Genomic DNA, 24209 nt, shown 5'->3' with positions numbered 1-24209 from the left:
CTCATTACGATAGAGGATGACGCCGGCAGTCCCCAGCGGGTTTCAGTCCTTGGACTCCGGGATGCGGCCGATCAGCGGTCGGGGGCCACCGGTCGGCACGTACGGTCGGCAGGCCGCCCTACAGACCGGTCGATCTGCAGGCGGCCCTACCGGCCGATCAGCAGGAGTAGCGGAACGCCGATGACGCCTTGTCGGCGGTGCTCTTCGGCTCGACCAGCTCCAGAGTGGCGGTGAAGCGACGCTCGCCCGGGCCCTTGATGGCCCAGCTCAAGTGGACCGTGACGTCGCGCTTGCCGGCTTCGACGGTCTCGTGCAGCAGACCGGAGTCGTGCCCGTCGCTGCGGACCCACCGATAGGTGATCTGCCCCGCCTCGCCGTTGGTGGTGAGTACGCCGGTGACGTCGACGGTGGCGTTGCAGTCCTGGACCTGCTTGGGCGTCTGGACCTTGATCGCCGTGATCTCGACGTCCGACGCCTGGCCGCGCAGCAGCAGCCACAACAGCACGCCCACCAGGAGGGCCGCGGTGATGAGCCAGGAGACCAGGTTGCGCACCAGCCGCCGCCGACGACGAGGCGGCTGGGCGCGGCCCGACCGCCACGTCTCGGTCAGCTGGTCGGTGGGCTGCACGCCCGGCCCGAACCGCAGCACCTCGTCGGGGCCACTCGGCCGACCGGCGGGAGTGCCGCCCGGCTCCCCGACCGGCTCGTTCCCCGGCCGCTGCGGTGGTCCTTGCGTCACGAAAGTCGCCTCGTCTCCTTGGTCGGCGTCTCGTTCGTGCAGTTGCCCTTGAGCGTTTGGGAGCCCGTCACCCCGCCCGAGCTCACGGTGACCGTCCAGTCCTCACAGCTCGACTCGAAGGTCCCTGAATCGGTGAGTTCGTACTTAGTCGAGCCCTCGCGAGTGAACGTGTGTGTCTGGCCGGAGGAGTACGAGACTGTAATCGTGATCGACCCGGTGCCACTGGCCTCGACAGTGAACGAGACGGTTCCCGTGGTCCGCGACTCTCCACGGCTCCACGAGTTGATGGCGACGTTGGTCGCCTTCGTCGCCGGTGGCTCCTCCGACGGTGGGTCGTCGTCGTCGTCGACGATGACCGGTCGGCCCGGCTCGATCCGCGGCGCCGGCCCACCGCCCGGTGCGGGCCCGGCCGGGTCGCCGCCGTCCGCCGGCGTGGTGTCGTCGAGCACGGGCACGGCCGGGCTCGGCGACGTGTCGGTCGGTGATGGCGAGGGCTCTGTGCTCGGGTCGCCGGACGGGTCCACCGACGGGCCGGCGGAGGGGTCGCCAGGCACCGATGGGCCGGCGAGCGGCGGCTTCTTGGGCTTGCCGTCGCCGCGGTTGGCGGCGTAGACGGCCACGCTGCTGCCGACCAAGACGACCGCGACCACGGCCGCGGTGGTGGCCACCAGGCCGCGGCGCATGACCTTCTGCCCGATCCGGGCCATCGTGCCCAGCTCGGTCACGGCGAGCGCGGTCGCGCCCTGGCCCTCTTTTCCAGAGGAGGGCAGGCGCAGGGCGAGGATCGCCGCCCGCTCGGCGAGGCGGTTACGACCCTCCTCCTCCCACTCGGTGCCGTACTCGGCGAGGGCGATCGCCTCGAGCCGGCCGAGGAATTCCGCTGCGGAGGCCGGCCGGTCGGCGGGGTCCTTCGCCATCCCCTGCAACACCAGATCGCGGAGCGGTTGCGGCACGTGGTCGACCGGGATCGGCGCGTTGCGGTGCGCGACCGCGAGCTGGGGCAGCGTCTTGGCCGGGAAGGGACGTTCTCCGGTGAGGCACTCGTAGAACACGGCCGTGGCGGCGTAGACGTCGGTGGCCGGTGACACCGGGACGCCGCGCCACTGCTCCGGTGCCATGTAGGCGGGCGTGCCGGCCGCCGGTACGTTCTCGCCGGCCCGGACGGCGATGCCGAAGTCGGCGAGCTTGCTGACGCCGTCGCCGCGCACGAGCACGTTGCCGGGCTTGAAGTCCCGGTGCACCACGCCGGCGAGGTGCGCGGCGTTGAGCCCCAGCAGCGAGCCCTTGAGCACGAGGAGGGCGGCCTCCGGCCCGGTCTCGCCCTCGGCCTTGATCAGGTCTGCGAGGCTGATGCCGTTGATCAGCTCCATCACGATCGCGGCGCCGTAACGGGTCTCGACGTACTCGAAGAATCGGACCAGATTGGGGTCGTCGATCTCGGAGAGCAGTCGCGCCTCGTCGCGGAACCGCTCGGTGAACTCCGTGTCGTTGTACAGCCGGGCGGACAGGTACTTGATCGCTACTGGCGTGTCCGTTTCGCTGTGCACCGCGAGCATGACCCGGCCGGCGGAGCCTTCTCCCAGCTCTCGCACGTTCGTATAACCGGAAACCGTCCATTCAAGGGACATTTGGTCCCCTTTCTCCTGGTCACCCGCCGTATCGCCGGACCGCTTACGAGATGGCTGCCGACGCTATAGCCGAGAGAACTCACATGCTCGACGGTTCGTGAAAAACGAACCACATTGAGTCAGACGCACGACATTTCGTGGTGGTTGACGAAGTTGCTGAAGTTTCAAAAGTTGTTCGCTTCAACAAGAGTGACGTCAGGTGGTCGTCTTGGGGCCCAGCTTCTCGACGATCAGCCGGTAGAGCTGCCGCGGGCGGCCCGGCTGTGGCGTCCGGTTGGGCGGGAGCGGCCAGGCGAGCCCCTCTTCGACCAATGTGCGCAGCAGCCGGCGGGCCGTGCGCGGTGTCACGCCGAGCATCTTCCCGGCGTTCTCGGCGTCGACGATGAGCGGTTGGTCCTGGTCGCCGAGTCGGTCGGCGAGCCTGGCCAGGATCTCCAGTCCCTTGGGCTTGATCTGCGGTTGGGTGCGTGGCGGCGTGCGCGGGGCGGGCACAAGCGCACGGCCGTCGCGGTCGAGTGCGAAGCCCTGGGCCCGCTGGGATGTCTGCGCCCTGGCCAGGGCGGCCCGGGCATGGGTCTCGGCCTCCTGGGCCGTGCGGCCCATGCCGATCCCGACCTCGATGGCCAGGCCGAGTTCGTCGCGCACGCGCTCGACGAACGGCGGCGTACGGAACCCGTCGGTGGTGCCGGCGACGGAACCGCGGGTCGCGATGATCAGATAGCTGTGATCGTCCAAGGGCCACACCGAGGCGCTCATCCGGTGCGCCTCCTGCAGCAGCACCCGGTGCAGCGCCAGCTTGAGCTCGTCCCGCCAGTAGCGCGGGGTGACTCTGCGCGGGGTCTCGCGCAACGTGGGCACGTCGACGAGCACGACGACGAGCTGTGACTCCTCCAGCCGGTGGTGCGCGCCGAGCAGCGCCGCGGTCTGCAGCGCGCTGCGGATGGCGGCACCGGTGGGGCGCACCCGGATGGTCGGCACCCCGCCGAGCTCCATGCGTTCGGCGGTCGCGTGCACACAGGTCATCGCGACCGTCGTGGCGCCGCGGCGCCAGAGCCGTTCGTGGAAGGCGGCGAGGGTGCCCGGCCCGGCCGCCTCCTCGCGCAGGTGCACGTGCTCGGTGCCCAGGTCGATCTCGCTGTAGGCCTCTTCGACCTCGGCGCGGCCGAGTACGTCGATGCTCACCTTGGAGGGGTCGAACCGGTCGTCCAGCGCCGCCCGCAGGAGCGCGCCCTGCAGAGCCGCACCGTTGAGGGGGACGTAGGTCGCGGGCATGGTGAGCACGCCGGCCTTGCGGGCGAAGTCGTACGGCACCGGGCTGGCGAACAGGCAGACGTCGACGCCGGTCCCCAGGCGCACGACCTTGTCCGCGGCCTCCTGCTCGTCTCGGTAGGCCGCCGCCACCAGCCGGCTCGGCACCGGCGTCGGGCCATGGCCCATGAGCATGACCCGCTCGACGAGGTCGTGCGGCCCCACGACGCCGATGGTCAGGTCGGGGCCCACTGACCCCGACCTCGGCCCCGTCATGGGAGCTCGCTTTCCGCGTGAGCGTAGGCTCTGCCCAACGGTTGACTCATGGCTCGTTGCCCCTGCCTTCTGGCCAAGCACCGCAGTTCCCGTGCGATTCGTTTCTCATCGGGCAGATCGGATCAGGACCACTAGACGTGACGCCCCGACGCGAAACCGAATCAAGAGTGCGGCAAAAAACTAACCTATGGGAGCCCTAAGCCAGTAATTTGTCACCATCCGGCCAGTCACGATCTGGTGTCTTAGCCTGTCCGAAGTCACCCCTGGATCAAACCGGTACGACAAAAGGCGCGCAAGGGCCCACCTCAGGACATCGGGCCGTCATGGGGTCGATCCACCCATTACGGCCCGAGCCTTTCGGTCAGGTCAGAGAGGTCAGACGACCTCGCGTTCGATATCGGCACCGAGCATCGAGAGCCGCTCGGCGATGTGCGCGTGACCCCGGTCGAGGTAGTACGCGGAGGTTATCGTCGTCTCCCCCTGCGCGGCCAGCCCGGCCAGGACCAGGGCGCTGCCCGTACGCAGGTCATGGGCGACGACCTCGGCGCCGGTCAGCGAGGCGCCGCCGTGCACCTTCGCCCGGTTGCCGTCCACGTCGATGTCGGCGCCCATCTTGGTCAGTTCTTCGGCCAGCTTGAACCGGCCGTCGAAGATGCGCTCGTAGATGTAACTCGGGCCGTCGGCGAGGCACGAAACGGCCATGATGGGCGACTGCAGGTCCGTCGCGAAGCCCGGGTACTCGTCGGTGACGACGTTGATGGGCCGCAGCGGTCGCTTGCGCCGGACCTGGAGCACCGCGCCGTGCTGGGCGAACTCCACGCCCATCTGCTCGAGCTTGTCGGCGGCGACGCCGAGGTGCTCGAGCGATGCGCCGACCAGGCTGATCTCGCCGCCCGTGATGGCGGCGGCCATGACGAACACGCCCGCGTCGATCCGGTCGGGCATGACGGTGTGCTCGACCGCGGTGAGCTCGTCGACGCCCTCCACGGTGATGAATCCGGTGCCGCCGCCCTTGATCTTGGCGCCCATCCGGCTCATCAGCTCGATGACGTCGAGCACCTCGGGCTCGAGCGCGCAGTTCTTGATGAGGGTGGTGCCCTTGCCGAGCGCCGCCGCCATCAGCAGGTTCTCGGTGCCCGTGTGCGAGGGGGTGTCGAGGTAGAGGGTGCCGCCGCGCAGCTCGCCCGCCTTGATGTGGATGGAGCCCTCTTCGCCGCTCACCTGCTCGGTGACGGTGGCGCCCATCCGCTTGAAGCCGTTGTAGTGGAAGTCCAGGTTGCGGCTGCCCAGATTGCAGCCGCCGACGCCTTCGATGACCGCCTCGCCGAGCCGGTGCAGCAGTGCCGGGACGAACAGGAACGAGCCGCGAAAGCGCGAGGCGATCTCGGCCGGCAGCACCGGACTGCTCAGTGTGGAGGCGTCGATGACCAGGGTGCGCTCGGCCTCGTGCAGCTCGGCCTTGGCGCCGATGGCCTGGGCCAGCTCGACCGCCCGCCGCACGTCCTCGATGATCGGAACGTTCCGCAGCACCGTGCGGCCCTTCGCCGCGAGCAGCGATACGCCGATCATCGGCAGTACGGCGTTCTTGGCGCCCTGGACGAAGACTGTGCCGCGCAGCTGGCGGCCCCCACGCACGCGATAACGAACCTCGTGGCCCATGCTCATATCCGCCTGTACTCCTTAAGATGCGGGTTTTCCGGACTATCTGCCCGCCCGAGCAGGTCGGCGGGTCATGAGTGCCAGGCGCGCCGAGGCACGCGCGATCACCAGTATCGCACCGGGTGACCTCTGGGTTGACCGGCTCGTCCCGTCATGAGGACAACTTGGTCATTTAGATCCGGATTTCCGACCAAAGGTTCGTGAGGGGTCTACTAAGTTCTCCGGGCATGAGCGATTCGGGAAACACCCTGGCCAACGGGCGATGCGGCGGCCGGCACGATGACTGAGGCGGCGGGCTGGGCGGCGATCGACACCACGCTCCAGCGGATCTACGGCGACGCCGAGCCCATGCACTGGGGGACGCTGCACAAGTGGGCGCTCGGCGGGCCGGACCCGCTCGACGGGATCAGCGCCTATCCGCGTACCGAGCCGGTGCCGCACTGGCACTTCATCGGCTACGGCATGTCCGAGCTGTACGAGAAGGAATCGGACAACGCCGACGAGTCCGGCTGGGGCTTCGAGTTCACCTTCCGTCTTGCCCGCCGGCCATCCGAGACCGAGCCGCCGGTATGGGCGGCGAACTTCCTGCAGAACCTCGCCAGGTACGTCTTCCAGTCCGGGAACTGGTTCGAAGCGGGCCACACGATGAAGGCCAACGGGCCGATCGCCGCCGAGCGACCGGATTCGGCGATCCAGGCGATCACGTTCGTTCTCGACCCCGAGCTCGGTGAGATCTCCACCGTGCACGGGAAGTTGCAGTTCCTGCAGGTCGTCGGCCTGACCCTCGACGAGTACGAGGCCGCGCGCGGCTGGGGGTCGGCCCAGCTGGTCGAGACGCTCGGGCCGCGGATGCCGCTGTGCGTCACCGACCTCGACCGCGACTCGCTGCTGTCGGATCCGGACATCGCCGCGGCGGTGCGGGCCGGCACCGAGCGCGACGGGCCCGCCGGCAACATGCTGCTCGTGGCCGTCGCCGACTGGACCCTGGACGACTGCCCCGGCGGCGCGGCCACGCTGCGCTTCGGCGCGCTGCCGGCGCCGAACATCGGCAGGGAGCTGGCCGCCCGGCTGCCGCGCGGCGGCACACTGGTCGTTCACAGCGACAACAGCGCGGTCCGCTTCGTGCCCGGTGAGCGGTTCGCGGTCGAGCCCGTCGACGACGAGATCCTCGAGGTCAGCGTCCCGGCGGCCGCGGCCGACGATCTGATCGGGGCGCTGCGCTCCCAGGCCGGTCGCTATCCCGTCCCCTCAATGCCCGGCCTGGTCATCGAGATCGAGCCGTCCGTCATGAGGGACGGTCGCGGCAACGAGACCGGTGAGGTGGTGGGCTGAACCGCCCAGCACTCAGCGCAGGGCGCTGAGGCGGTCGAAGACCGGGCCGAGCCGTTCGACGAAACGCTCCGGACGGCACACCTCGTCGAGCCGCGCCTCGTCCAGCGTCTGGCCCGCCTGTGCGGCGTGCTCGCGCAGCGTCTCGCGGAACGGCACGCCGGTTCGCCAGGTCTCCATCGCCGCCTTCTGCACGAGGGGATAGGCCTGGTCGTCGCGCGACATGCCGGCCTCGACCAGCTCCAGCAGCACGGTGGAGGTGTAGATCAGGCCTCCGGTCGAGTCCAGGTTCGCCCGCATCCGGTCGGCGTCGACGACGAGACCGGAGACCAGCCGGGTGGTGAGGTGCAGCAGGTAGTCCGTGGTGACCGAGGCGTCCGGCAGCGCCACTCGCTCGACGCTGGAGTGTGAGATGTCGCGCTCGTGCCAGAGCGGGATGCCCTCCATGACCGGCACGATCTGACCTCGTACGACGCGCGCGAGGCCGCAGATCCGCTCGGACAGGATCGGGTTCTTCTTGTGCGGCATGGCAGACGAGCCCTTCTGGCCCTTGCCGAACGGCTCCCACAACTCGCGCACCTCGGTGCGCTGGCCGTGCCGCACCTCGAGCGCGATGGCCTCGCAGACCGTCGCCATGATGGCCAGGGCGCCGACCCACTCGCTCATGCCGTCGCGGATGACGACCTGGGTGGACACGTCGGCCGCCTTGAGCCCCAGCTCGCGCGCGACGTGCCGCTCCACCGCGGGGTCGATGTTCGAGTACGTGCCGACCGAGCCCGAGATGGCCATGACGCCGACGGCCTCGCGCGCCCGCCTGAGCCGGTCACGCGACCGCGCCATCGCGAACGCGAAGTCGGCGACCCGGTGCCCCCACACGTCCGGCTCACCGTGGATGCCGTGCGTACGGCCGACCCGCAGGGTGCCGCGGTGCTCCAGGGCGTGATCGCGCAGCGCCGCCACCAGGGCGTCGGCCTTGGCCAGGAGGATGTCGGTCGCCTCGACCAACTGCACCGCCAGCGCCGTGTCGAGCAGGTCCGACGAGGTCATGCCGAAGTGGACGTACGCCGCGGCCTCGCGTGGCTCGGTGTTGTCCGCCCACGCGCTCAGGAACGCGATCACATCGTGCTGGGTGACGGCCTCGATCTCGTCGACCCGCTCGGGCGTGGGCGGAGGGGCCTTGCGGACGGGCTCCACGACGTCGGCCGGGATCGTGCCGGCCTCCGCGTGTGCCTCGACCACCAGGGTCTCGACCTGGCACCACAGCTCGTATTTGTGCGCGTCACTCCAGACGCGGCCCATCTCAGGGAGGGTGTACCGATCAATCACGCTCCCGATTCTCGCAGGTCGGAGTCGTCCCGCCGTACACCCCTGGCTTCGGCGGTCGCCGCACGGGTGGCGGCGAGGCGTTCCGCGACCAGGGTGGCGGCGACCACGACCGTGAGAGCCACCAGCTCGGCCGCGGCCGTCCACAGACCGATCGGGATGGTGGCGAGGGCGACCGGAACGGCGGCGGTCCGGATGCGGGACGGGCCGATGCGCATGATCCGGCGGAACAGCACCTGGCCGGCGAGGTAGAGGGCCACGCCGCTCGCGAGGGCGATGGCCGGGCCGCCGTGCAGCGGCTCCCAGGCGTGCCCGACGGCCTTCTTCACGCCGGCCGCCATGACGATGACACCGACCACGATGGGGATGTGCGCGTAGAAGTAGCCGAACATGGTGAGCTGCGTCCGGGTGCCGTCGTCCACGGCGCTCAGCGTCTCTTCGGCGCGTTCGTCGTCGCGGTCGAAGTAGACCCACCACAGGCCGGCCACGAGGGCGAGGATGAGCACCGCCGCCATGGCCAGCTCGGCGTCGACGGTCAGGCCTTCGGCGCCGATCCCGATCGCCATGATCGTCTCGCCCAGCGTGATGATCACGAGCAGTCCGTGCCGCTCGACGATGTGGGTCGGCTGGATGAGGAAGCGGCCGCCGGCCGGCACGATGTACGGCATCGCGATCGGGATGAGCAGCGCGGCGATCCACAGGACGCGGACCGCCGCCCCGTCCAGCAGCCCGGCGATGATGATGAGCGCCGCGGCGAGCAGGTTGGCGGGGAGCACCCGCAGGATGTTCGAGTTGCCCTGTACGTAGAGGCCGGCGTGGACCAGCACCACGATGAGGTAACCGATCCCCCACGCCACACCGGTGTCCTTGAAGGCGCCGGGCGTGGCCAGCGCCATGATCAGGAACCCGGCCATGCCGGTCAGCAGGAGCAGGCGCCTGGTCGTGGTGGTCGGGGTGAGGGTGTTGGTGAGCCAGGCGTAGCCGCCGTAGATCCACCACATCACCCCGAACATGGCGACGACCTGCAGCACGCCGAGCGGTGACAGTTCGTCGGCCAGCACGCCGGTGAGCTGGGTGACGGCGAAGACGAAGACGAGATCGAAGAAGAGCTCCAGGGTCGTGACGCGATAAACGTCCTCGACCGGCCGGGTGGGGGAGATCATGGCGGCCTTCCATCTCGCCCACGATCAGCGGTGTCGTGAGCGGTGCTGCGTGACGTGGTGTCGGCTGAGGGGGGTGTCAGCCGAGGGGTGACACGGTCAGGACGGCGTCGCCGCCGCCTTCGCCGCGATATCGGTGCGGTAGCGCATGCCGCGCATGCGGATCTTGTCGACCGCCTCGTACGCGGTCGCGCGGGCGGCCGCGAGGTCGGGGCCGGTGCCGATGACGTTGAGGACCCGGCCGCCGGCGGCGACCAGCAGCCGGTCCGAGTACGTGGTGCCCGCGTGCAGAACGTAGGCGTCCGGCACGGCGTCGGCCTCTTCGATTCCGGCGATGACGTCGCCCTTCACCGGATCCGCTGGGTAGTTCTCCGCGGCGACGACGACGTTGACCGCCGCTCCCGGAGTCCACTCCAGCCGCAAGCCCTCCTGCAGGCCGCCGATCGCGCAGGTCTGCAGCAGGGTGCCGAACGGGGTGGCCAGCCGGTCGAGGACGACCTGGATCTCCGGGTCACCGAACCGCGCGTTGAACTCCACCACGCGGACGCCCGCCGGTGTGAGGGCGAGTCCCGCGTACAGCACGCCCACGTACGGCGTCTTAAGGCGACGCAACTCGTCGATCACGGGCTGCACGACCGTGGACATCACCTCGTCGACGAGGCTGGCCGGCGCCCATGGCAGCGGCGTGTAGGCGCCCATCCCGCCGGTGTTCGGACCCCGGTCTTCGTCGTAGGCGCGCTTGTAATCCTGCGCGGGCAGCATCGGCACGGTGTGCGTGCCGTCGCTGAGTGCGAAGATCGAGATCTCGGGACCTTCGAGGTACTCCTCGATGACCACGCGTCCGCACGCGGCGGCGTGCTCTTCGGCGGCGGCCCGGTCCTCGGTGACCACGACGCCCTTGCCGGCCGCGAGCCCGTCGTCCTTGACCACGTAGGGCGGGCCGAACAGGTCGAGGGCGGCGCTCACCTCGTCACCGGACTCGCAGACCCGGGCCGCGGCCGTCGGGACGCCGGCCGCCTCCATGATCTCTTTCGCGAACGCCTTGGACCCCTCGATCTTCGCGGCCGCCGCGTCGGGCCCGAAGCACGGGATCCCGGCCTGGCGGACCGCGTCGGCGACCCCGGCGACCAGCACCGCCTCGGGGCCGATCACGACGAGTTCGGGGCGGATCCGCCTGGCCAGTTCGACGACCGCGACCGGATCGGTCGGATCGAGTACGTGGTTGTCGGCTATGTCGGCGGTGCCGGCGTTGCCGGGAGCGCAGTGCAGGGCGGTGACTGCGGGATCGAGACGCAGGGCGCGGGCGATGGCGTGCTCGCGACCGCCGGATCCTAGGAGGAGAACTCGCACGCGACCTGACCCTATCGGGCTCCCGGCCTCGGCGCCTCGCGTCGGGTTTCGGCCGCCGCCCCGGCTGTGACGCCCTCGTCATGACCAGGTGAATCGGCGGTGACGTCCGGTGGGCGCGCAGGCCTGGAAACGGCTGATCGGCAGGGGGACCCCATCGCGCGGTGATAATCTGACGATGCTCGCGCAGCTTGTGCTCTGACGCCTAGCCCTGAAGGGAGGTGGCCGGAATGGGTACCGGTGATCCTAGTAGTACCGCCGAGGTCCCCCATAGTCCCGACCGGACTGGTCCGTCCGCCTCTATTCGGCGTCCGGCCGAGCCCTCCTCGCGCACCCCCTTCATTCGTAGGGTCCAGCCCAGCTGAGCCCGGCTCATGATTTGGGCGCGTGCGAGCGCGGCCGGCCGGCGGGGAAGGAGCCCCCCAATGGCCATGACCCGGGTGCGCCCAGGCATCGCAACCAAGGCACTGTTCAAGCCGCTCGGCCGTCCCGCGCGTCCGGCCGTCTCCATCCGGCCCGACCGCGATTCCGCGATCATCGACTGGGCGGCGTACGTCGACGGTCACAGGGTCCCCGTCGACAACCTCACCGAGGCCGTACGACTGGTGCGGGCGGAGCCCGATGCCGGCGCGGCCTCGCCGAAGGGCTTCGTCTGGGTCGGTCTGCACGACCCTGACGCCGCCGAACTGGAGCGGCTCGCCGAGGTCTTCGGCCTGCACCCGCTCGCGGTGGAGGACGCCATCCACGCACACCAGCGGCCCAAGCTGGAGCGGTACGACGGCGTTCAGTTCTTCGTGATGAAGACCGTCGGCTATGTCGGCCGCGCCTCCGGAGTCGAGGCGGTCGAGACCGGCGAGATCATGGTGTTCTGCGGTCCCGATTTCGTGGTGACCGTACGCCACGGCGCACATGGCGAGCTGGGCCCGGTGCGGCGGCGGCTCGAGGCCAACCCCGAGCGGCTCGCCCTCGGGCCGGCGGCGGTCGTGCACGCGGTCGCCGACCGTGTGGTCGACGACTACATGTGCGTCGCCGACGGCGTGCAGCAGGACATCGACGAGGTCGAAGAGGCGGTCTTCTCGCCCGAGCGCGGCAACGAGGCCGGCCGCATCTACCGCCTCAAGCGCGAGGTCATCCACCTCAAGCGGGCCGTCGGGCCGCTCGCGTCACCGCTTCGCACGCTGGCCGGCCGGCGGTTCGTGCCGACCGAGATCCGGGAGTACTTCCGCGACGTCGAGGACCACGTCACCCGGGTCCAGGAGCAGGTGGAGTCCTGCGACGAACTGCTCAACCCGATCCTGCAGGCGCACATGACCCAGGTGACGGTGGACGACAACCAGGACATGCGCAAGATCTCCGCCTGGGGCGCGATCCTGATGGTGCCGACCGCCATCGCCGGGATCTACGGCATGAACTTCACGCACATGCCCGAGCTGGGGTGGGCCTTCAGCTATCCCGTCGTCATGTGCCTCATCGGGATGTCGTGTCTGCTGCTCCATCGCGGCTTCCGCCGCAACGGCTGGCTCTGAGCGCCCCGGTCGCGACCCGGCTTGTGGCTGGGGCCCGGGCTTGTGGTGTGTTCGGTGGCCCTGTGAGGGGCCACCGAACACACCGTTGTCACGGTTCAGGCACGTCACGGTTCAGGTGACTCAGAGGCTGCTTACGGGCTTGCGGGCGCGGTGGCGCGGCGGGAGCGGCAGCCCGCGAGCCTCCATCACGGCGCGCAGGCGGTCGGGATAGTCGGTGACGATCCCGTCCACGCCGAGGTCGATGAGGCGCGCCATCTCGACCGGCTCGTTCACCGTCCAGACGGTGACGGGCAACCCAAGCCGGTGCGCCTCGCCGATCAGCTCCGGCCCGGTGAGCGTTCGCTCGGGTGACAGCATGGTGGCCCCCACCGAGATCGCCCCGTTGAGCAGGCCGGTCCACGCGGCGGCGTCGAGGGGACCGGTGGTGGTCTCGGTCCCCGGCTCCGGAGGAGTGATCCCCGCCAGCCACGCCGAGCCCGCCTCGAGCGTCTCGTGCTCGATCAGGGCCACCCTGCGGGCGGCCTGCGGCGCGAGGCTCCGAGCGTGGGCGAGGACCCGCCAGTCGAAGGCCAGGATCCGGGTCCGCCGCGTCAGGCCGCAGGTGTCCATTATCTTCGCGACCGCCTCGACCAGGCGTGCCACCTCGTCGTCCGGCCACCCGGGGTCGGTCTTGATCTCGACGGCCAGGTCGGGGGTGTGCGCGCCGAGCCGGTCGATCAGGTCGCACACCTCGGTGAGCGTCGGCATGCGGGTGCCCACGATCGGCAGCTGGGTCAGCACGAAGGGATCGGTGTCGCACGGGCGCCGCATCCCCGCGTCAACGGTCTTGATCTGCGCGAGCGTGAGATCGCGGACGGACCTGCCGACATAGGGGAACATCGGATCGCCCGGCCGGCTGGGTGCGGTGTCGCGGGCGATCATCGGCGACAGCGCCTGGTCGTGGTTGACGATCACCACGCCGTCCGCCGTCAGGCCCACGTCGAGCTCTATGACGTCCACGCCGATGGCCAGGGCATGCGCGAACGACGGAAGCGTGTTCTCCGGCCGCAGGCCGCGCGAGCCTCTGTGGCCGTGCGCTTCGACCCGGTCCCGCAGTGTTCTTCTCCTTGCTACGCCGCCAGTTCGGAGTGCGCGCAGTGGTGTCTCAGTGGGCACACCGGAGCGTTACGCAACGTGATTAACACTTCCCCGATACGCCGGTTACGACTACGGCAACATCAAGGGGCGCGAAGGTGGACACCCGTCCCATGCCTGCGGTGGCCGTGCGAGTGATCATGTCTGACCGGTGGAGAAGGGGATCAGATCAGCGGCCGCAGCGTGAGGGTCTGGTCACGGCCCGGGCCGACGCCGATCGCCGAGATCTGAGCACCGGACATCTCTTCGAGCGCCCGGACGTAGGCCTGCGCGTTGTCGGGCAGGTCTTCGAACGTCTTGGCGCCGGTGATGTCCTCTTTCCAGCCGTCGAAGTACTCCAGCACCGGCTTGGCGTGGTGGAAATCGGTCTGTGACGTGGGCATCTCGTCGCAGCGCACGCCGTCGACCTCGTAGGCCACGCAGACCGGCACCTTGTCGAGCCCGGAGAGCACGTCGAGCTTGGTGAGGAAGAAGTCGGTGATGCCGTTGACGCGGGCGGCATACCGGGCGATCACCGCGTCGAACCAGCCACAGCGCCGGTCGCGGCCGGTCGTGACGCCGTACTCCCCGCCCGTCGTACGGAGGAACTCGCCCATCTCGTCGAGCAGCTCGGTCGGGAACGGTCCCGCGCCCACCCGGGTGGTGTAGGCCTTGAGGATGCCGATCACCCGGGTGATCTTGGTCGGACCGATGCCGGAGCCCGCGCACGCGCCGCCCGCAGTGGGGCTGGAGGACGTCACGAAGGGGTACGACCCGTGGTCGACGTCGAGGAGCGTGCCCTGGGCGCCCTCCAAGAGGACTACCTTGCCCTGGTCGAGCGCCTCGTTGATCACGAGCCCGGTGTCGGCGACGTAGGGCTTGAGCCGCTCGCCGTAGGCGACGTACTCCTCGACGATCGGATCGGCGTCGATCCGCCGGCGGTTGTAGACCTTGGCGAGCACCTGGTTCTTCTCGCGCAGCGCCAGCTCGATCTTCTGGGTCAGGATGCTGGGGTCGAACAGGTCCTGAACCCGGATGCCCATCCGAGCGATCTTGTCGCCGTAGGCGGGCCCGATGCCGCGCCCGGTGGTACCGATGCGCGCCTTGCCGAGGTAGCGCTCAGAGACCTTGTCGAGCGCTCGGTGGTGCGGCATGATCAAATGCGCGTTCGCCGAGATCAGCAGGCGCTCGCACGTCACACCCTTGGCCTGGAGGCCGTCGATCTCCTCGAGGAGCACGCCGGGGTCGATCACGACTCCGTTGCCGATGACAGGGACGACATCCGGGGACAGCACCCCGGACGGCAGCAGGTGAAGAGCGTAGCTCTTGTCCCCGATGACCACGGTGTGACCGGCGTTGTTGCCACCCTGGTAGCGAACGACGTAATCGACGTCTCCGCCGAGCAGGTCAGTGGCCTTGCCCTTGCCTTCGTCGCCCCACTGTGCCCCGACAAGCACGATGGCCGGCATCAGGCGCTCCCTCTCTCACGACGAAGACCCTGGTCGCAAGCACGACCGGGGCCTCTTGCGATCCGATGGTACCCGGACATCCGGTGCGAAGAAACCGGCGTGCTCCCTAGGACAGGGCCTCCGCGGCGGCGGCGCTGCTGTCACGCAGGAACGTTTTGCATCGCTCCGCCTCGTGGTCCTCACCGATCGCACCGGCCGCTCGGCCGAGCGCGTGCAGGGCGGTCAGGAAGCCGCGGTTGGGGGCGTGCTCCCACGGGATCGGCCCGTGGCCCTTCCAGCCCGCACGGCGGAGCTGGTCGAGTCCACGGTGATAGCCCGTACGGGCGTAGGCGTACGACTCGATGACGTTGCCGCCGTCGAATGCGCGGTCGGCGAGTCTGGCCCATGCGTCCGGATACTCGGGGAAGCGAGCAGCCACCTCGACCGGATCGACACCGCTGTCCAGCGCTTCGCGTGCCTCGACGTTTTCCGGGAGTTCGGTCGGAGGCGGCCCGCCGAGCAGATTGTGGGTCATGGCGCCCATCGTAGGGCGACGATGACGACAGCGGTCAACCGGCACGGCCCGCAGCGATCAAGGCGACCGCGTGAGCGAGGCTCACCGGGACTGCGATCCCAGCAGCTCCAGAACCAGTTCGATCCCCTCGTGATCACGTGACCGTTCCCCGCGGCCCGAGCCCGGTTGCGGCAGCGGCAGGCGGAACCGGGCGGCCCCGCCGTCCCGCTGTGGCCGGGCGGCCGGCCAGCCGGCGCGGATCGCGGCCAACGCGGCGGCGTTGCCGAGCATGACGTCGGCGCTGAACTCGGTGATGCCGCGCCGTTCGGCGAGGCGTGCGAGGTACCTGATCAGGCAACTGGCGACGCCGTGCCGCTGCCAGTGATCGGCGATCAGCACCGCGATCTCGGCGCGTTCCGGGTCCGCACGGTCGCGTACGTACTCCGCGATCCCGACCATCTCGTCGTCGATCATCGCGACCAGCGCGTCGTGATTCCAGTGGTCGAGGGCGTGCAGAGCTCGGACGTACATCTCCGGGATCTGCGGGGTGCCCGCGAAGAACCTCGTGTAGAGGCTCTGCGGGGACAAGACCGTGGACATCCGGCGCAGCCGGTCGCGGTCGGCGACGCCGTACGGCCGCATCCTCAGGTCGCCGAGCACCACGTTCGCCCGCGGCGTGGCGTCCCGCACGTCCGGATGCCGTACGTCCGGATGCCGTACGTCCGGGCGCTGCAGGGCCTCACGCACGTCGGTGTGACGCATCGAGTTGTTTCATGCAACCTATTCCACACGGGTTAGTTGTGTGACGCAACCCTTGTTTTTCAGGCTCCTGGGCCGGGGAATACCTCGACATCGGTCGGCTGGAGAGACGCGCCGCACGCGTCGCAGGTCAGACCCCGGGTGAGTCCGCCGCCGCAGCCGCGGTGGGTGATGAGCGCCGGGGGACCGTTCTCCGCGTAGTGCCGGTCGCCCCACAACATGAGCGACATCATCGTCGGCCAGAGCTCCACACCCTTGCGGGTGAGGCGGTACTCATAGCGGTCCGGTCGCTCCTGATAGCGATGCCGCCGCAGGATGCCCTCGTCGCAGAGCCGCCCGAGGCGGTCGGTCAGTACATTCCGGGCTACGCCCAGCGCGGTCTGGAAGTCGTCGAAGCGTCGCACGCCCTCGAAGGCGCTGCGGATGACGAGCATCGTCCATCGATCGCCCACGATCTCGAGGGCTCGGGCGATCGAGCAGTTCTGGGTCTGGTACGTCCGGGGAAGCACGCCTTCATGGTAGGCGCCGAGTTGCATGACGCAATTCATCCACCGGCCGTGAGGGGTCTCGCGGGGTGTCGGACGAGCCCTCGCGTACAACTGCATGATCACGGCAGGAGATTCGCTGGCGTGATCATGCAGTTGTACGCGCTTGGCCGGCTACTTGATCCTGGTGCCGGCGGAGAGCAGGTTCTCGCAGGCGGTCTTCACGCGATCGGCCATGCCGGCCTCGGCGCTCTTGCCGTACGAGCGGGGGTCGTACTGCTTCTTGTTGCCCACGCCGCCGTCGACCTTCAGCACGCCCTCGTAGTTGCGGAACATGTGGTCGGCGATCGGGCGGGTGAAGGCGTACTGCGTGTCGGTGTCGATGTTCATCTTGACGACACCGTACGAGAGCGCCTCGCGGATCTCCTCAAGTGACGAGCCGGAGCCGCCGTGGAAGACCAGCTCGAACGGGGCCTCCTTGCCGTACTTCCCGGCGACGGCCTCCTGGATCTCCTTGAGCACCTCGGGGCGGAGCTTCACGGCGCCCGGCTTGTAGACGCCGTGCACGTTTCCGAAGGTGGCCGCGAGGATGTAGCGGCCCTTCTCGCCCAGGCCAAGAGCGTCGGCGGTCGCCAGCGCGTCACCCGTGGTGGTGTAGAGCTTCTCGTTGATCTCGTGGGCTACGCCGTCCTCCTCGCCGCCGACGACGCCGATCTCGATCTCGAGGATGATTTTCGCCTTGGCGCACTCCTCGAGCAACTCCTTGGCGATCTCGAGGTTCTCGTCGAGCGGCACCGCCGAGCCGTCCCACATGTGCGACTGGAACAGGGGGGCCTCGCCGCGCGCGACCCGCTCCTGGGAGATCTTGATCAGTGGCCGGACGAAGCTGTCGAGCTTGTCCTTCGGGCAGTGGTCGGTGTGCAGAGCGATGTTCACCGGGTACTTGTCGGCGACCACCCGGGCGAACTCGGCGAGGGCCGTGGCCCCGGTGACCATGTCCTTGACCGTGGAGCCGGACAGGTAATCGGCGCCACCGGTGGAGACCTGGACGATCCCGTCGCTCTCCGCCTCGGCGAAGCCGCGGATCGCGGCGTTGAGGGTCTGGCTCGAGGTCACGTTGATCGCGGGATAGGCGAAGCCGCCCTGCTTGGCGCGGTCGAGCATCTCCGCGTAGACCTCTGGGGTCGCGATCGGCATCTTCAACATCCTTTCTAGCGCTTGTCCACAGTGCCGGCCGGCACGACTTCAGCGCGCCGGCGCTCCCATGCAGTGAGGCTCCAGGCAGCACAAGACGGGCGCAGGGTGTCGCCCTCCGTCCCAGTATCCCGAAGTTCACGTCGGGCGGAAACGTGCCCCGCTGGCGGGTACGCTCGGGATGTGGATCTCGCCGTGAATTGGATGGACCCGACCTCGCTCATCACCGCCTTCGGCGTGGTCGGAATTCTCTTGATCATCTTTGCTGAGACAGGTCTGTTGATCGGGTTCTTCCTGCCCGGCGACACTCTCCTCTTCAGCGCCGGTCTCTTCACGACCGTGTCGGGCGCGAAGGGGGTGGGGATCGAACCGCTCTCACTGCCCATGCTGCTGATCGCGGCGCCGTTCTTCGCGATCGCCGGCGCGCAGTTCGGCCACTATCTCGGTGCCCGTTATGGTCGTAAGTTGTTTGAACGTCCGAATTCTCGGCTGTTCCGACAGGAACATGTCGACAAGGCCGAGCACTACTTCAACAAGTTCGGCCCCGCCAAGGCGGTCGTGCTCGCCCGCTTCATCCCGGTGGTTCGGACTTTTCTGAACCCGCTCGCCGGAATGCTCGAGATGAGCGCCCGCCGGTTCTTCATCTGGAACGTCGTCGGCGCGATCATCTGGACCGAGTCGATCGTCCTACTCGGCCACTACCTGGGCAATCGCGTCGAGGGCATCGACAAGTTCGTGCTTCCGGTGGTGGCTCTCGCGGTGCTCGCCTCGATCGTTCCAGTACTCCGTGAGGTCCTACGGGGACGGCGTTCTGGTGGCAACGATCCGGAGAAGAACGACTCGGAAGCGTCGCGTCCGTCGCTGAGTGGTGACAGTTCCCGCTAACCTCCCCATGTGGGACGTCATCGGCCGGATCCTCGCGGTCACGCGCGCATAATGATCGCAGTGCTCGCCGTGGTGCTTGCTCTGGTGCTCCTCATCGTTGGTGGGCTCGCGCTTTTCGGCGCGCTCACCTCGGATGCGGCACCGAGCAGCACCCCTCAGGCGACTCCGGCAACCGGCAAGTCCGATGCCTCGGCTCGGACCAAATCCGCCAGTTCTCCAGCGAGATCGAGCATTGCCACCCAGCAATCGCTTGTGATCAAGGTGACCGGCGCGCCGACCAGGGTGTACGTCACCGTCTCCGGGAACACCTCTCAGGTGCTCGAGGACGGCGTACTGAATACCGGAGACATCCGGCAGTACGACGAAGCCCCGCTGGATGTCGTCGTCACCGACGGCAGCGCTGTGGACGTGTACATCTACGGTAAGCGGCAGGCGAAGAGCAGGCCGGGTAAGAGAGGCCAGTGGCACGTGGCCAAACAGTGACCTGATCTGACCGCCCGGCCGGCTCGATCGCGGCCAGGCCGGAACCCGAGCGATCTTCGGCCGTGCGGCACCGCCGTAGGTGCGACCGTCGGACAGGTCAACGCGGTACGGATCAACGCGGTACGGATCGATCCGCGCGCGGATCGATCGCGCGGATCGCCCTCCTGCGGCGACGCCGTACGGCCCGGCTCAGGCGACGCCGAGATCCTCCAGGGTGAACGCCGAGCGGTAGTCCAGGCCCTCACTGCGGATGCGATCGGCCGCGCCGCGCTCGACGATGGTCGCGACTCCCGCGATCTCGGCCCCGGCGGCACGCAGAGCCTCGACGGCGGTGAGCACCGAGCCGCCGGTCGTCGAGGTGTCCTCGACGGCGAGTACACGCCGTCCGGCCACGTCCGGGCCTTCGATGCGCCGCTGCAGCCCGTGGACCTTGTCCGCCTTGCGCACGACGAACGCGTCGAGAAGCCGTCCACGGGCGGCGGCCGCGTGCAGCATCGCCGTCGCGACCGGGTCGGCGCCCAGCGTGAGCCCGCCGACGGCGTCGTAGTCGAGGTCGGCGGTGAGATCGAGCATGACCCGGCCGACCAGCGGAGCCGACGCTCCGTCCAGCGTGATGCGGCGCAGGTCGACGTACCAGGACGCCCTGCGTCCCGACGACAGGACGAAGTCGCCCTGCACGACGGCCTTGCTCTTGATTGCGTTCAGCAGGTCCTCGCGATCGGTCACGCACGAAGCCTATGCGGGGCGCCTGGGCGGGGTAATGGCAGGGTTGGACCATGACGCCCGGCACGCTGGTCCTCCTGCACGGCCCCCTCGCCACCGCGGCGGTCTGGGGAGCGATCCCTGAGACGCTCCGCTCCTACGGGACCGATGTCGTCGTCCCCGACCTCCGTGACGACAGCGCCGATCATGGCTACGTGCACAGGGCCGATCAAGGCGTCGCCAACGGCCGCGCTCGCAACACTGATCACGGCCACGCTCACGGCACCGATCACGACCACGCCCATGGGGGCGATCACAGCCGAGCTCAGCGGCCGCCGAGCACGGGTCGCTATGTCGCCCGCGCCGCCATGGAGATCACGGCGCACCTGCCCGCTCAGCCGCTCGTCCTGGTCGCGCACAACGCCGCCGGCGCCCTGCTGCCGTCGCTCGGCCTCGCGCAGCGGGCGGCGCATCGCACGGTGGGCGGCTATGTCTTCGTCGACGCGGAGTTCCCGGCACCCGGGGAACTGCGGGGAGACTGGCCGGACGCCCCCTGCGGCTATCTGCGAACGTCCGAGCCGTACGAGCTGCAGGCCCGCCAGGCGAGGCTACGCGGCTGGCCGGTGCGTGAACTGGCGGGCGGGCAGGGCGAGGACCCCGTCAGCACCGCACAGGCTCTGCGGAACCTCATCGCGGCCCTCTGAGAGGCGCCTGCTCCGCTCGCTAGTTCTTGAGGAGGTCGTCCAAGAGGGTGTCGTAGTCGTCTTCGGGCTGGCCCAGGTCGACCCGGGCCCGGTAGCGGAGCCGGAGCAGCGCCTCCAGGCTGTCCTCGGCCGAGCTCCGGTCGCCCCGGTCGCGGATGGCGAGTACGACGTCGGCTCCGGCCGTGGCCCATTCGTACGTGCCCGACACATCGCCCTGCTCGTAGAGCACCTCGGCGACGGTGCGATAGACCTCGGGATCGCCTGGGACGTCGGCACGGATCTCCTCGACCAGCGACTGCGCCTCATCCTTGCGGCCCAGCTCGAAGAGGGCGTCGGCGAGATAGGCGCGCGGATCCCCGTACGTCTCGCCTCCGTCCTCTATCGCCTGCCGATAGAGGACCGCCGCCTTGGCATGATCACCCGCGTGCTGCCACTGCTCGCCGGCGCGTAGCAGCACCTTTGCCCTGGACACCCCACCCGACACGGTCTCCGCCAGCGTGGCGAGTCGCTCTGCGGCCGACGTGTGATCGCCGGTGCGCAGTGTGTCGAACTCCAGGTCGTCGAGATCGTCTTCCGTAACATGCGTCACGCCCTAGACGCTACCCGCCAGTCGCCCGGCGAAGCGGGCGATTACGGATGATCGGAATTCCGCACTTTCTACCGTCGGGAACGTTCGAGTGCGTCCCAGAACCCCCGCCGAAGCGCGTGTCGCACTTCGTCGTGGAGTAGGAAGTCGATGGGCAGTGAGGAGCCCTGCAGCAGTCTGGCCTCGAGATCGGAGGGCATCCGGGGCTTGCGGGCGAGCACCGCCTCGAGCCACAGCGCCGGCGCGTCCCTGGCGACCGACTCGCCGAAGTCCTGGCCCTCCTGGTGCGCGGACTTGACCGCGTCCGACAGGGTCGGCGCGTTCTGCTGTACGGGCACCGGGGCGATCTGCTGAGGGCCGGTGTAGGGGCCGTGCTGCTGTGGCGGCGGCGAGATGTACTGCGACCCGAGGTTCTGCGAGTGCGACGGAGCCTGGGAGTGTACGGGCGCCGACGTCTGCGCGGGGGTCGGCGCGGCGTGCATCGGTCCGGTGGTCGACGGGTTCGGCGGTGCACCGGTGGCGGTGTGCGACGGCGGACCGACACGTGCCGGGATGGACATGTGCGACCGGTGCGGCTGGCCGGTGATCGGCGACCCGGGTGGAGGGCCGCTGTGCGGGCCGGTCTTGAGCGGGCCGATCGGCGAGTTCGCGGGCGTCGAGTGGCCGTTGGACAGCGGGCCGGACGAGCTGTCGGCCCCGGTCAGCGCGTTGACGTACGGCCGCAGATGGCCGGCCCCGATCTCGATGAGGTCGTCGCACTCCTGGCGGAGCACCCGCGAGATGGTCCAGTTGCCGTCGACCGAGACGTGCACGAGCGTCACCCGCACGCCGAGGGCCTGGGCGTCGGAGACGACCTGGGCGAGGTCCTCGTCGCCGCTGACGACGACCGCGTCCGCGATGGCGCCGTTGCGGGCCAGCGTGGTGAGGTCGCGGTGGATCTCGGTGTCGACGCCCTCACGGCGGCCGGGCCGGATGCGTCCCAGACGCAGCTTCAGGCCCGGCAGGTCGGCCAGTGCCTCGTGCTCGGAGGCACGGCGGCCCTCGATCGTGGCCTCGTACCAGTAGCAGCGGAGCAGCGGCAACCCGGTGCGCTCACGGGTCAGGTTGCTCAGCAGCTGGAGCAGCCCACCGAAGTCCCACGACACGGTCTCCCGATGGCGGGTTCCGTGCACCGCCATCGCGCCGTCAGCCAGCAGGTAGCCGGCATCTACGAACAGCGCGCTGCGATCCACGCGACACCGCCTTTCGTCAACACGAGACCATCTCGACCCACTGAGCGGTAGACGCGAGCCATCGAAGGACCCCGGGCATCCATAGCGTAGTGAAGTCTCAAACGGCCGTAAGCCAATACGGCGATTCGTCACTCTTCCAGGAAAGTATGGAGTATGGGCGGGAGCGACGGTACACGGCTGGTCCGCTCACGCCGAGAGTTCGGCGCGGCCCAGCTCGGTCAGCGAGGTATCCGCGTCGGGCGTCTCCCAGATGACCATGGAGACGCGGCCGCTGATCTTGACCGTCGCGATCGCGTTGTCGAACCACGGTCCCTTGGTGATCCGCCACCTGAGCGGTGGCCTCGGGACCTTGGCGCTGCGGGCGAGTGACCTGAGCATTCCGGTGAGGACGCCGTTGCACGCGAGTTTTTGGGCGAACTTGAACTTCCGCTCCAGTGGATTGCGCAGCGGTGAGCACACGACCTGGGAGACCGGGGTCCCGATCGAGGGCGCGGTGACGCGGGCGAGATAGGAGTAGTGCACGTCGCCGGACAGGAACGCGATGCTGGCCGGTGCGCTCCCCTGCTCTCTTCCGGCCACCTTGATGATGTCCTCGGCGACGGTACGGAACGATCTCTCGAACGCCGCCCAGTGCTCCAGGTCGGCGCCCTGCCGGATCTTCTCGCCGAGGCGCGCCGCCCGCCGGCCCCAGGCGCCCTCGGCCACCCCCTCGTTCCAGGCCTCCGCGTGGTGGATTGAGGCGGGCAGCAGGTACGGCAGGGAGCTGCCGATCAGCAGATGGTCGAAGTCGCCCGCGCACTGCTCCTCGAACCAGGTGAGCTCACCGTCGTCGAGCATGGCCCGCCGGTCCGGGGTGAGCACGCGGGAGCTGCGGCTGTCGACCACGATCAGGCGGGTGTCGCCGTAGTCGTGCGCGTAACTCCAGCGGGTGGTCTCGGGGGACTTGTCGGCGCACTCGGCGAACTCGTCCAGCAACTCACCGCCGTCGCCGGCCGCCCGCAGCTTCGCGTACAGCGGATCCTCGGCCCGGTCCTTGGCAGAGAGGTTCCCGAGATGCTGGTAGATCCAGTACGTGCCGAGCCCGCCGACGATGCGCTTCTCCCACCACGGCTGCGACCACATCTCCTGGCGCCACGTGTGCGAGGTGTTCCAGTCGTCGCGGATATCATGGTCATCGAAGATCATGAGGCTCGGCACGGTGGAGAGCAGCCATCGCACCGCCTCGTCCTCGCCCCATGCGAGCTGGTAGAGGTGGCAGTACTCCTCGAAGTCGGAGAGCTCGCCCTCCGGCGCCTCGTCGCCGCGCCGCTCGGTGATGAACTTCCGCATCTTGTCGCCGAGCTCGTCGGCGTACACCTGGTCACCGATCATGAGCAGCACGCTGGGCCAGTTGACGCTCTCGCCGCCGTCGGCGAGCCGGTGCGCGTACGCGATCAGCGTGTCGACCCCGTAGGCGGTCTCGGCCGCAGGCGACCGGCGGCACGATCCGAACGCGATCCGCAGTTCGTCGCGGGGGTCGATCGTGCGGATCCGGCTGGGCGGGAAGTTCGACTCCGGCTCGGGCCAGACCTTCTCACCGTCCAGCGCGACCTCGTAGGGGGTGTCCGAGCCGGGCTCGAGCCCGTCGATCTCCACGAGGGCGTAGTGGTGACCGTGCACAGTGAACGTGTGCGCCGTGGAGTCGAGAACGCGCACCTCACACGGCTGTTCGGTCTCCACCCAGACCGTTGCGGCACGGTCGTCGACATGGCGGAGCAGGGGGCCTAGCACCAAACGCGTCATAGAGGGCATCTCTATCCGACCCAGGCGGCTGCGTCCACCTGCCGGGGGGTACGGGATTGGAGCCGTCGCCCGCGTTCACGTCGCGTT

General features: G+C 69.1%; 22 protein-coding genes. 5 read left to right on the top strand and 17 right to left on the bottom strand.

The window, feature by feature from the left end:
• Positions 1–157 precede the first annotated feature (157 nt).
• From HKK72_RS06940 to murA, 4 genes are all read right to left on the bottom strand, one after another.
• The gene (locus HKK72_RS06940; RefSeq protein ID WP_187233411.1) at positions 158–739 is read right to left on the bottom strand and encodes a hypothetical protein; all 582 of its coding nucleotides are present in this window, start codon (positions 737–739) and stop codon (positions 158–160) included.
• On the bottom strand, positions 736–2331 hold the full coding sequence (locus HKK72_RS06935) for a serine/threonine-protein kinase (RefSeq protein ID WP_187233410.1): 1596 nt from the start codon (positions 2329–2331) through the stop codon (positions 736–738). Before HKK72_RS06935 ends, HKK72_RS06940 begins: the two co-directional genes overlap by 4 nt.
• Before the next feature lie 231 nt (positions 2332–2562).
• Complete coding sequence (locus HKK72_RS06930) at positions 2563–3891, bottom strand: transcriptional regulator (RefSeq protein WP_187233409.1); 1329 nt, start codon at positions 3889–3891, stop codon at positions 2563–2565.
• Between the two features lie 375 nt (positions 3892–4266).
• Entirely contained in the window at positions 4267–5556 is a 1290-nt protein-coding gene (gene murA / locus HKK72_RS06925) for a UDP-N-acetylglucosamine 1-carboxyvinyltransferase (protein ID WP_187233408.1), read from the bottom strand.
• A 273-nt stretch (positions 5557–5829) separates the two neighbouring features.
• On the opposite strand from murA, the gene HKK72_RS39740 reads away from it, so the two are divergent.
• A complete protein-coding gene (locus HKK72_RS39740; protein WP_222720423.1) occupies positions 5830–6882 on the top strand; it encodes a suppressor of fused domain protein in 1053 nt (350 codons plus the stop codon).
• 12 nt (positions 6883–6894) lie between these two features.
• Here HKK72_RS39740 and purB read toward each other — a convergent pair whose 3' ends face one another.
• The 3 genes from purB to purD all read right to left on the bottom strand — a co-directional run bounded on the left by purB (position 6895) and on the right by purD (position 10712).
• Entirely contained in the window at positions 6895–8205 is a 1311-nt protein-coding gene (gene purB, locus HKK72_RS06915) for an adenylosuccinate lyase (protein ID WP_187233407.1), read from the bottom strand.
• Entirely contained in the window at positions 8202–9365 is a 1164-nt protein-coding gene (locus HKK72_RS06910; RefSeq protein WP_187233406.1) for a low temperature requirement protein A, read from the bottom strand. Before HKK72_RS06910 ends, purB begins: the two co-directional genes overlap by 4 nt.
• A gap of 96 nt (positions 9366–9461) precedes the next feature.
• Positions 9462–10712, bottom strand: coding sequence for a phosphoribosylamine--glycine ligase (purD, locus tag HKK72_RS06905; RefSeq protein ID WP_187233405.1), 1251 nt, complete (start codon positions 10710–10712; stop codon positions 9462–9464).
• Between the two features lie 422 nt (positions 10713–11134).
• Here purD and HKK72_RS06900 point away from each other — a divergent pair, with 422 nt between their 5' ends.
• Complete coding sequence (locus HKK72_RS06900; RefSeq protein WP_187233404.1) at positions 11135–12235, top strand: magnesium and cobalt transport protein CorA; 1101 nt, start codon at positions 11135–11137, stop codon at positions 12233–12235.
• A gap of 120 nt (positions 12236–12355) precedes the next feature.
• Here HKK72_RS06900 and HKK72_RS06895 read toward each other — a convergent pair whose 3' ends face one another.
• The 6 genes from HKK72_RS06895 to fbaA form a co-directional block, all read right to left on the bottom strand.
• The gene (locus HKK72_RS06895; protein ID WP_315987119.1) at positions 12356–13390 is read right to left on the bottom strand and encodes a glycerophosphodiester phosphodiesterase family protein; all 1035 of its coding nucleotides are present in this window, start codon (positions 13388–13390) and stop codon (positions 12356–12358) included.
• A 143-nt stretch (positions 13391–13533) separates the two neighbouring features.
• Positions 13534–14817 carry an adenylosuccinate synthase gene (locus HKK72_RS06890; protein ID WP_187233403.1) on the bottom strand — a complete coding sequence of 428 codons (1284 nt, stop codon included), beginning with the start codon at positions 14815–14817 and terminating at the stop codon, positions 13534–13536.
• 106 nt (positions 14818–14923) lie between these two features.
• Positions 14924–15340, bottom strand: a complete 417-nt coding sequence (locus HKK72_RS06885) for a DUF3151 domain-containing protein (protein WP_187233402.1) — start codon at positions 15338–15340, stop codon at positions 14924–14926.
• Positions 15341–15412: 72 nt separating this feature from the next.
• Positions 15413–16072: a GNAT family N-acetyltransferase gene (locus HKK72_RS06880; protein ID WP_187233401.1), complete on the bottom strand. Its 660-nt coding sequence runs from the start codon at positions 16070–16072 to the stop codon at positions 15413–15415.
• Positions 16073–16131: 59 nt separating this feature from the next.
• Complete coding sequence (locus tag HKK72_RS06875) at positions 16132–16578, bottom strand: helix-turn-helix domain-containing protein (protein ID WP_315987118.1); 447 nt, start codon at positions 16576–16578, stop codon at positions 16132–16134.
• A 150-nt stretch (positions 16579–16728) separates the two neighbouring features.
• Positions 16729–17751: a class II fructose-bisphosphate aldolase gene (gene fbaA / locus HKK72_RS06870; RefSeq protein WP_187233399.1), complete on the bottom strand. Its 1023-nt coding sequence runs from the start codon at positions 17749–17751 to the stop codon at positions 16729–16731.
• A gap of 180 nt (positions 17752–17931) precedes the next feature.
• On the opposite strand from fbaA, the gene HKK72_RS06865 reads away from it, so the two are divergent.
• Both HKK72_RS06865 and HKK72_RS06860 read left to right on the top strand, forming a co-directional pair.
• Entirely contained in the window at positions 17932–18633 is a 702-nt protein-coding gene (locus HKK72_RS06865; RefSeq protein WP_315987117.1) for a DedA family protein, read from the top strand.
• Between the two features lie 51 nt (positions 18634–18684).
• Positions 18685–19116, top strand: a complete 432-nt coding sequence (locus HKK72_RS06860; protein WP_222720422.1) for a hypothetical protein — start codon at positions 18685–18687, stop codon at positions 19114–19116.
• Between the two features lie 189 nt (positions 19117–19305).
• Here HKK72_RS06860 and pyrE read toward each other — a convergent pair whose 3' ends face one another.
• The gene (pyrE, locus tag HKK72_RS06855; protein WP_187233397.1) at positions 19306–19842 is read right to left on the bottom strand and encodes an orotate phosphoribosyltransferase; all 537 of its coding nucleotides are present in this window, start codon (positions 19840–19842) and stop codon (positions 19306–19308) included.
• 50 nt (positions 19843–19892) lie between these two features.
• Between pyrE and HKK72_RS06850 the strand changes: the two genes are divergently transcribed.
• A complete protein-coding gene (locus HKK72_RS06850; RefSeq protein ID WP_187233396.1) occupies positions 19893–20522 on the top strand; it encodes a hypothetical protein in 630 nt (209 codons plus the stop codon).
• A gap of 19 nt (positions 20523–20541) precedes the next feature.
• On the opposite strand, the gene HKK72_RS06845 is transcribed toward HKK72_RS06850, so the two are convergent.
• The 3 genes from HKK72_RS06845 to HKK72_RS06835 form a co-directional block, all read right to left on the bottom strand.
• Complete coding sequence (locus tag HKK72_RS06845; RefSeq protein ID WP_187233395.1) at positions 20542–21111, bottom strand: tetratricopeptide repeat protein; 570 nt, start codon at positions 21109–21111, stop codon at positions 20542–20544.
• 68 nt (positions 21112–21179) lie between these two features.
• Positions 21180–22340: an NYN domain-containing protein gene (locus HKK72_RS06840; RefSeq protein ID WP_187233394.1), complete on the bottom strand. Its 1161-nt coding sequence runs from the start codon at positions 22338–22340 to the stop codon at positions 21180–21182.
• A 186-nt stretch (positions 22341–22526) separates the two neighbouring features.
• The gene (locus HKK72_RS06835) at positions 22527–24122 is read right to left on the bottom strand and encodes an alkaline phosphatase D family protein (protein ID WP_187233393.1); all 1596 of its coding nucleotides are present in this window, start codon (positions 24120–24122) and stop codon (positions 22527–22529) included.
• Positions 24123–24209: the final 87 nt, after the last annotated feature.

The organism is Actinomadura sp. HBU206391 (assembly GCF_014323665.1).
Taxonomy (GTDB): domain Bacteria; phylum Actinomycetota; class Actinomycetes; order Streptosporangiales; family Streptosporangiaceae; genus Actinomadura_C.
The sequence above is the reverse complement of the archived record's forward strand: the minus strand, read 5'-3'. Positions and strand labels throughout refer to the sequence as shown.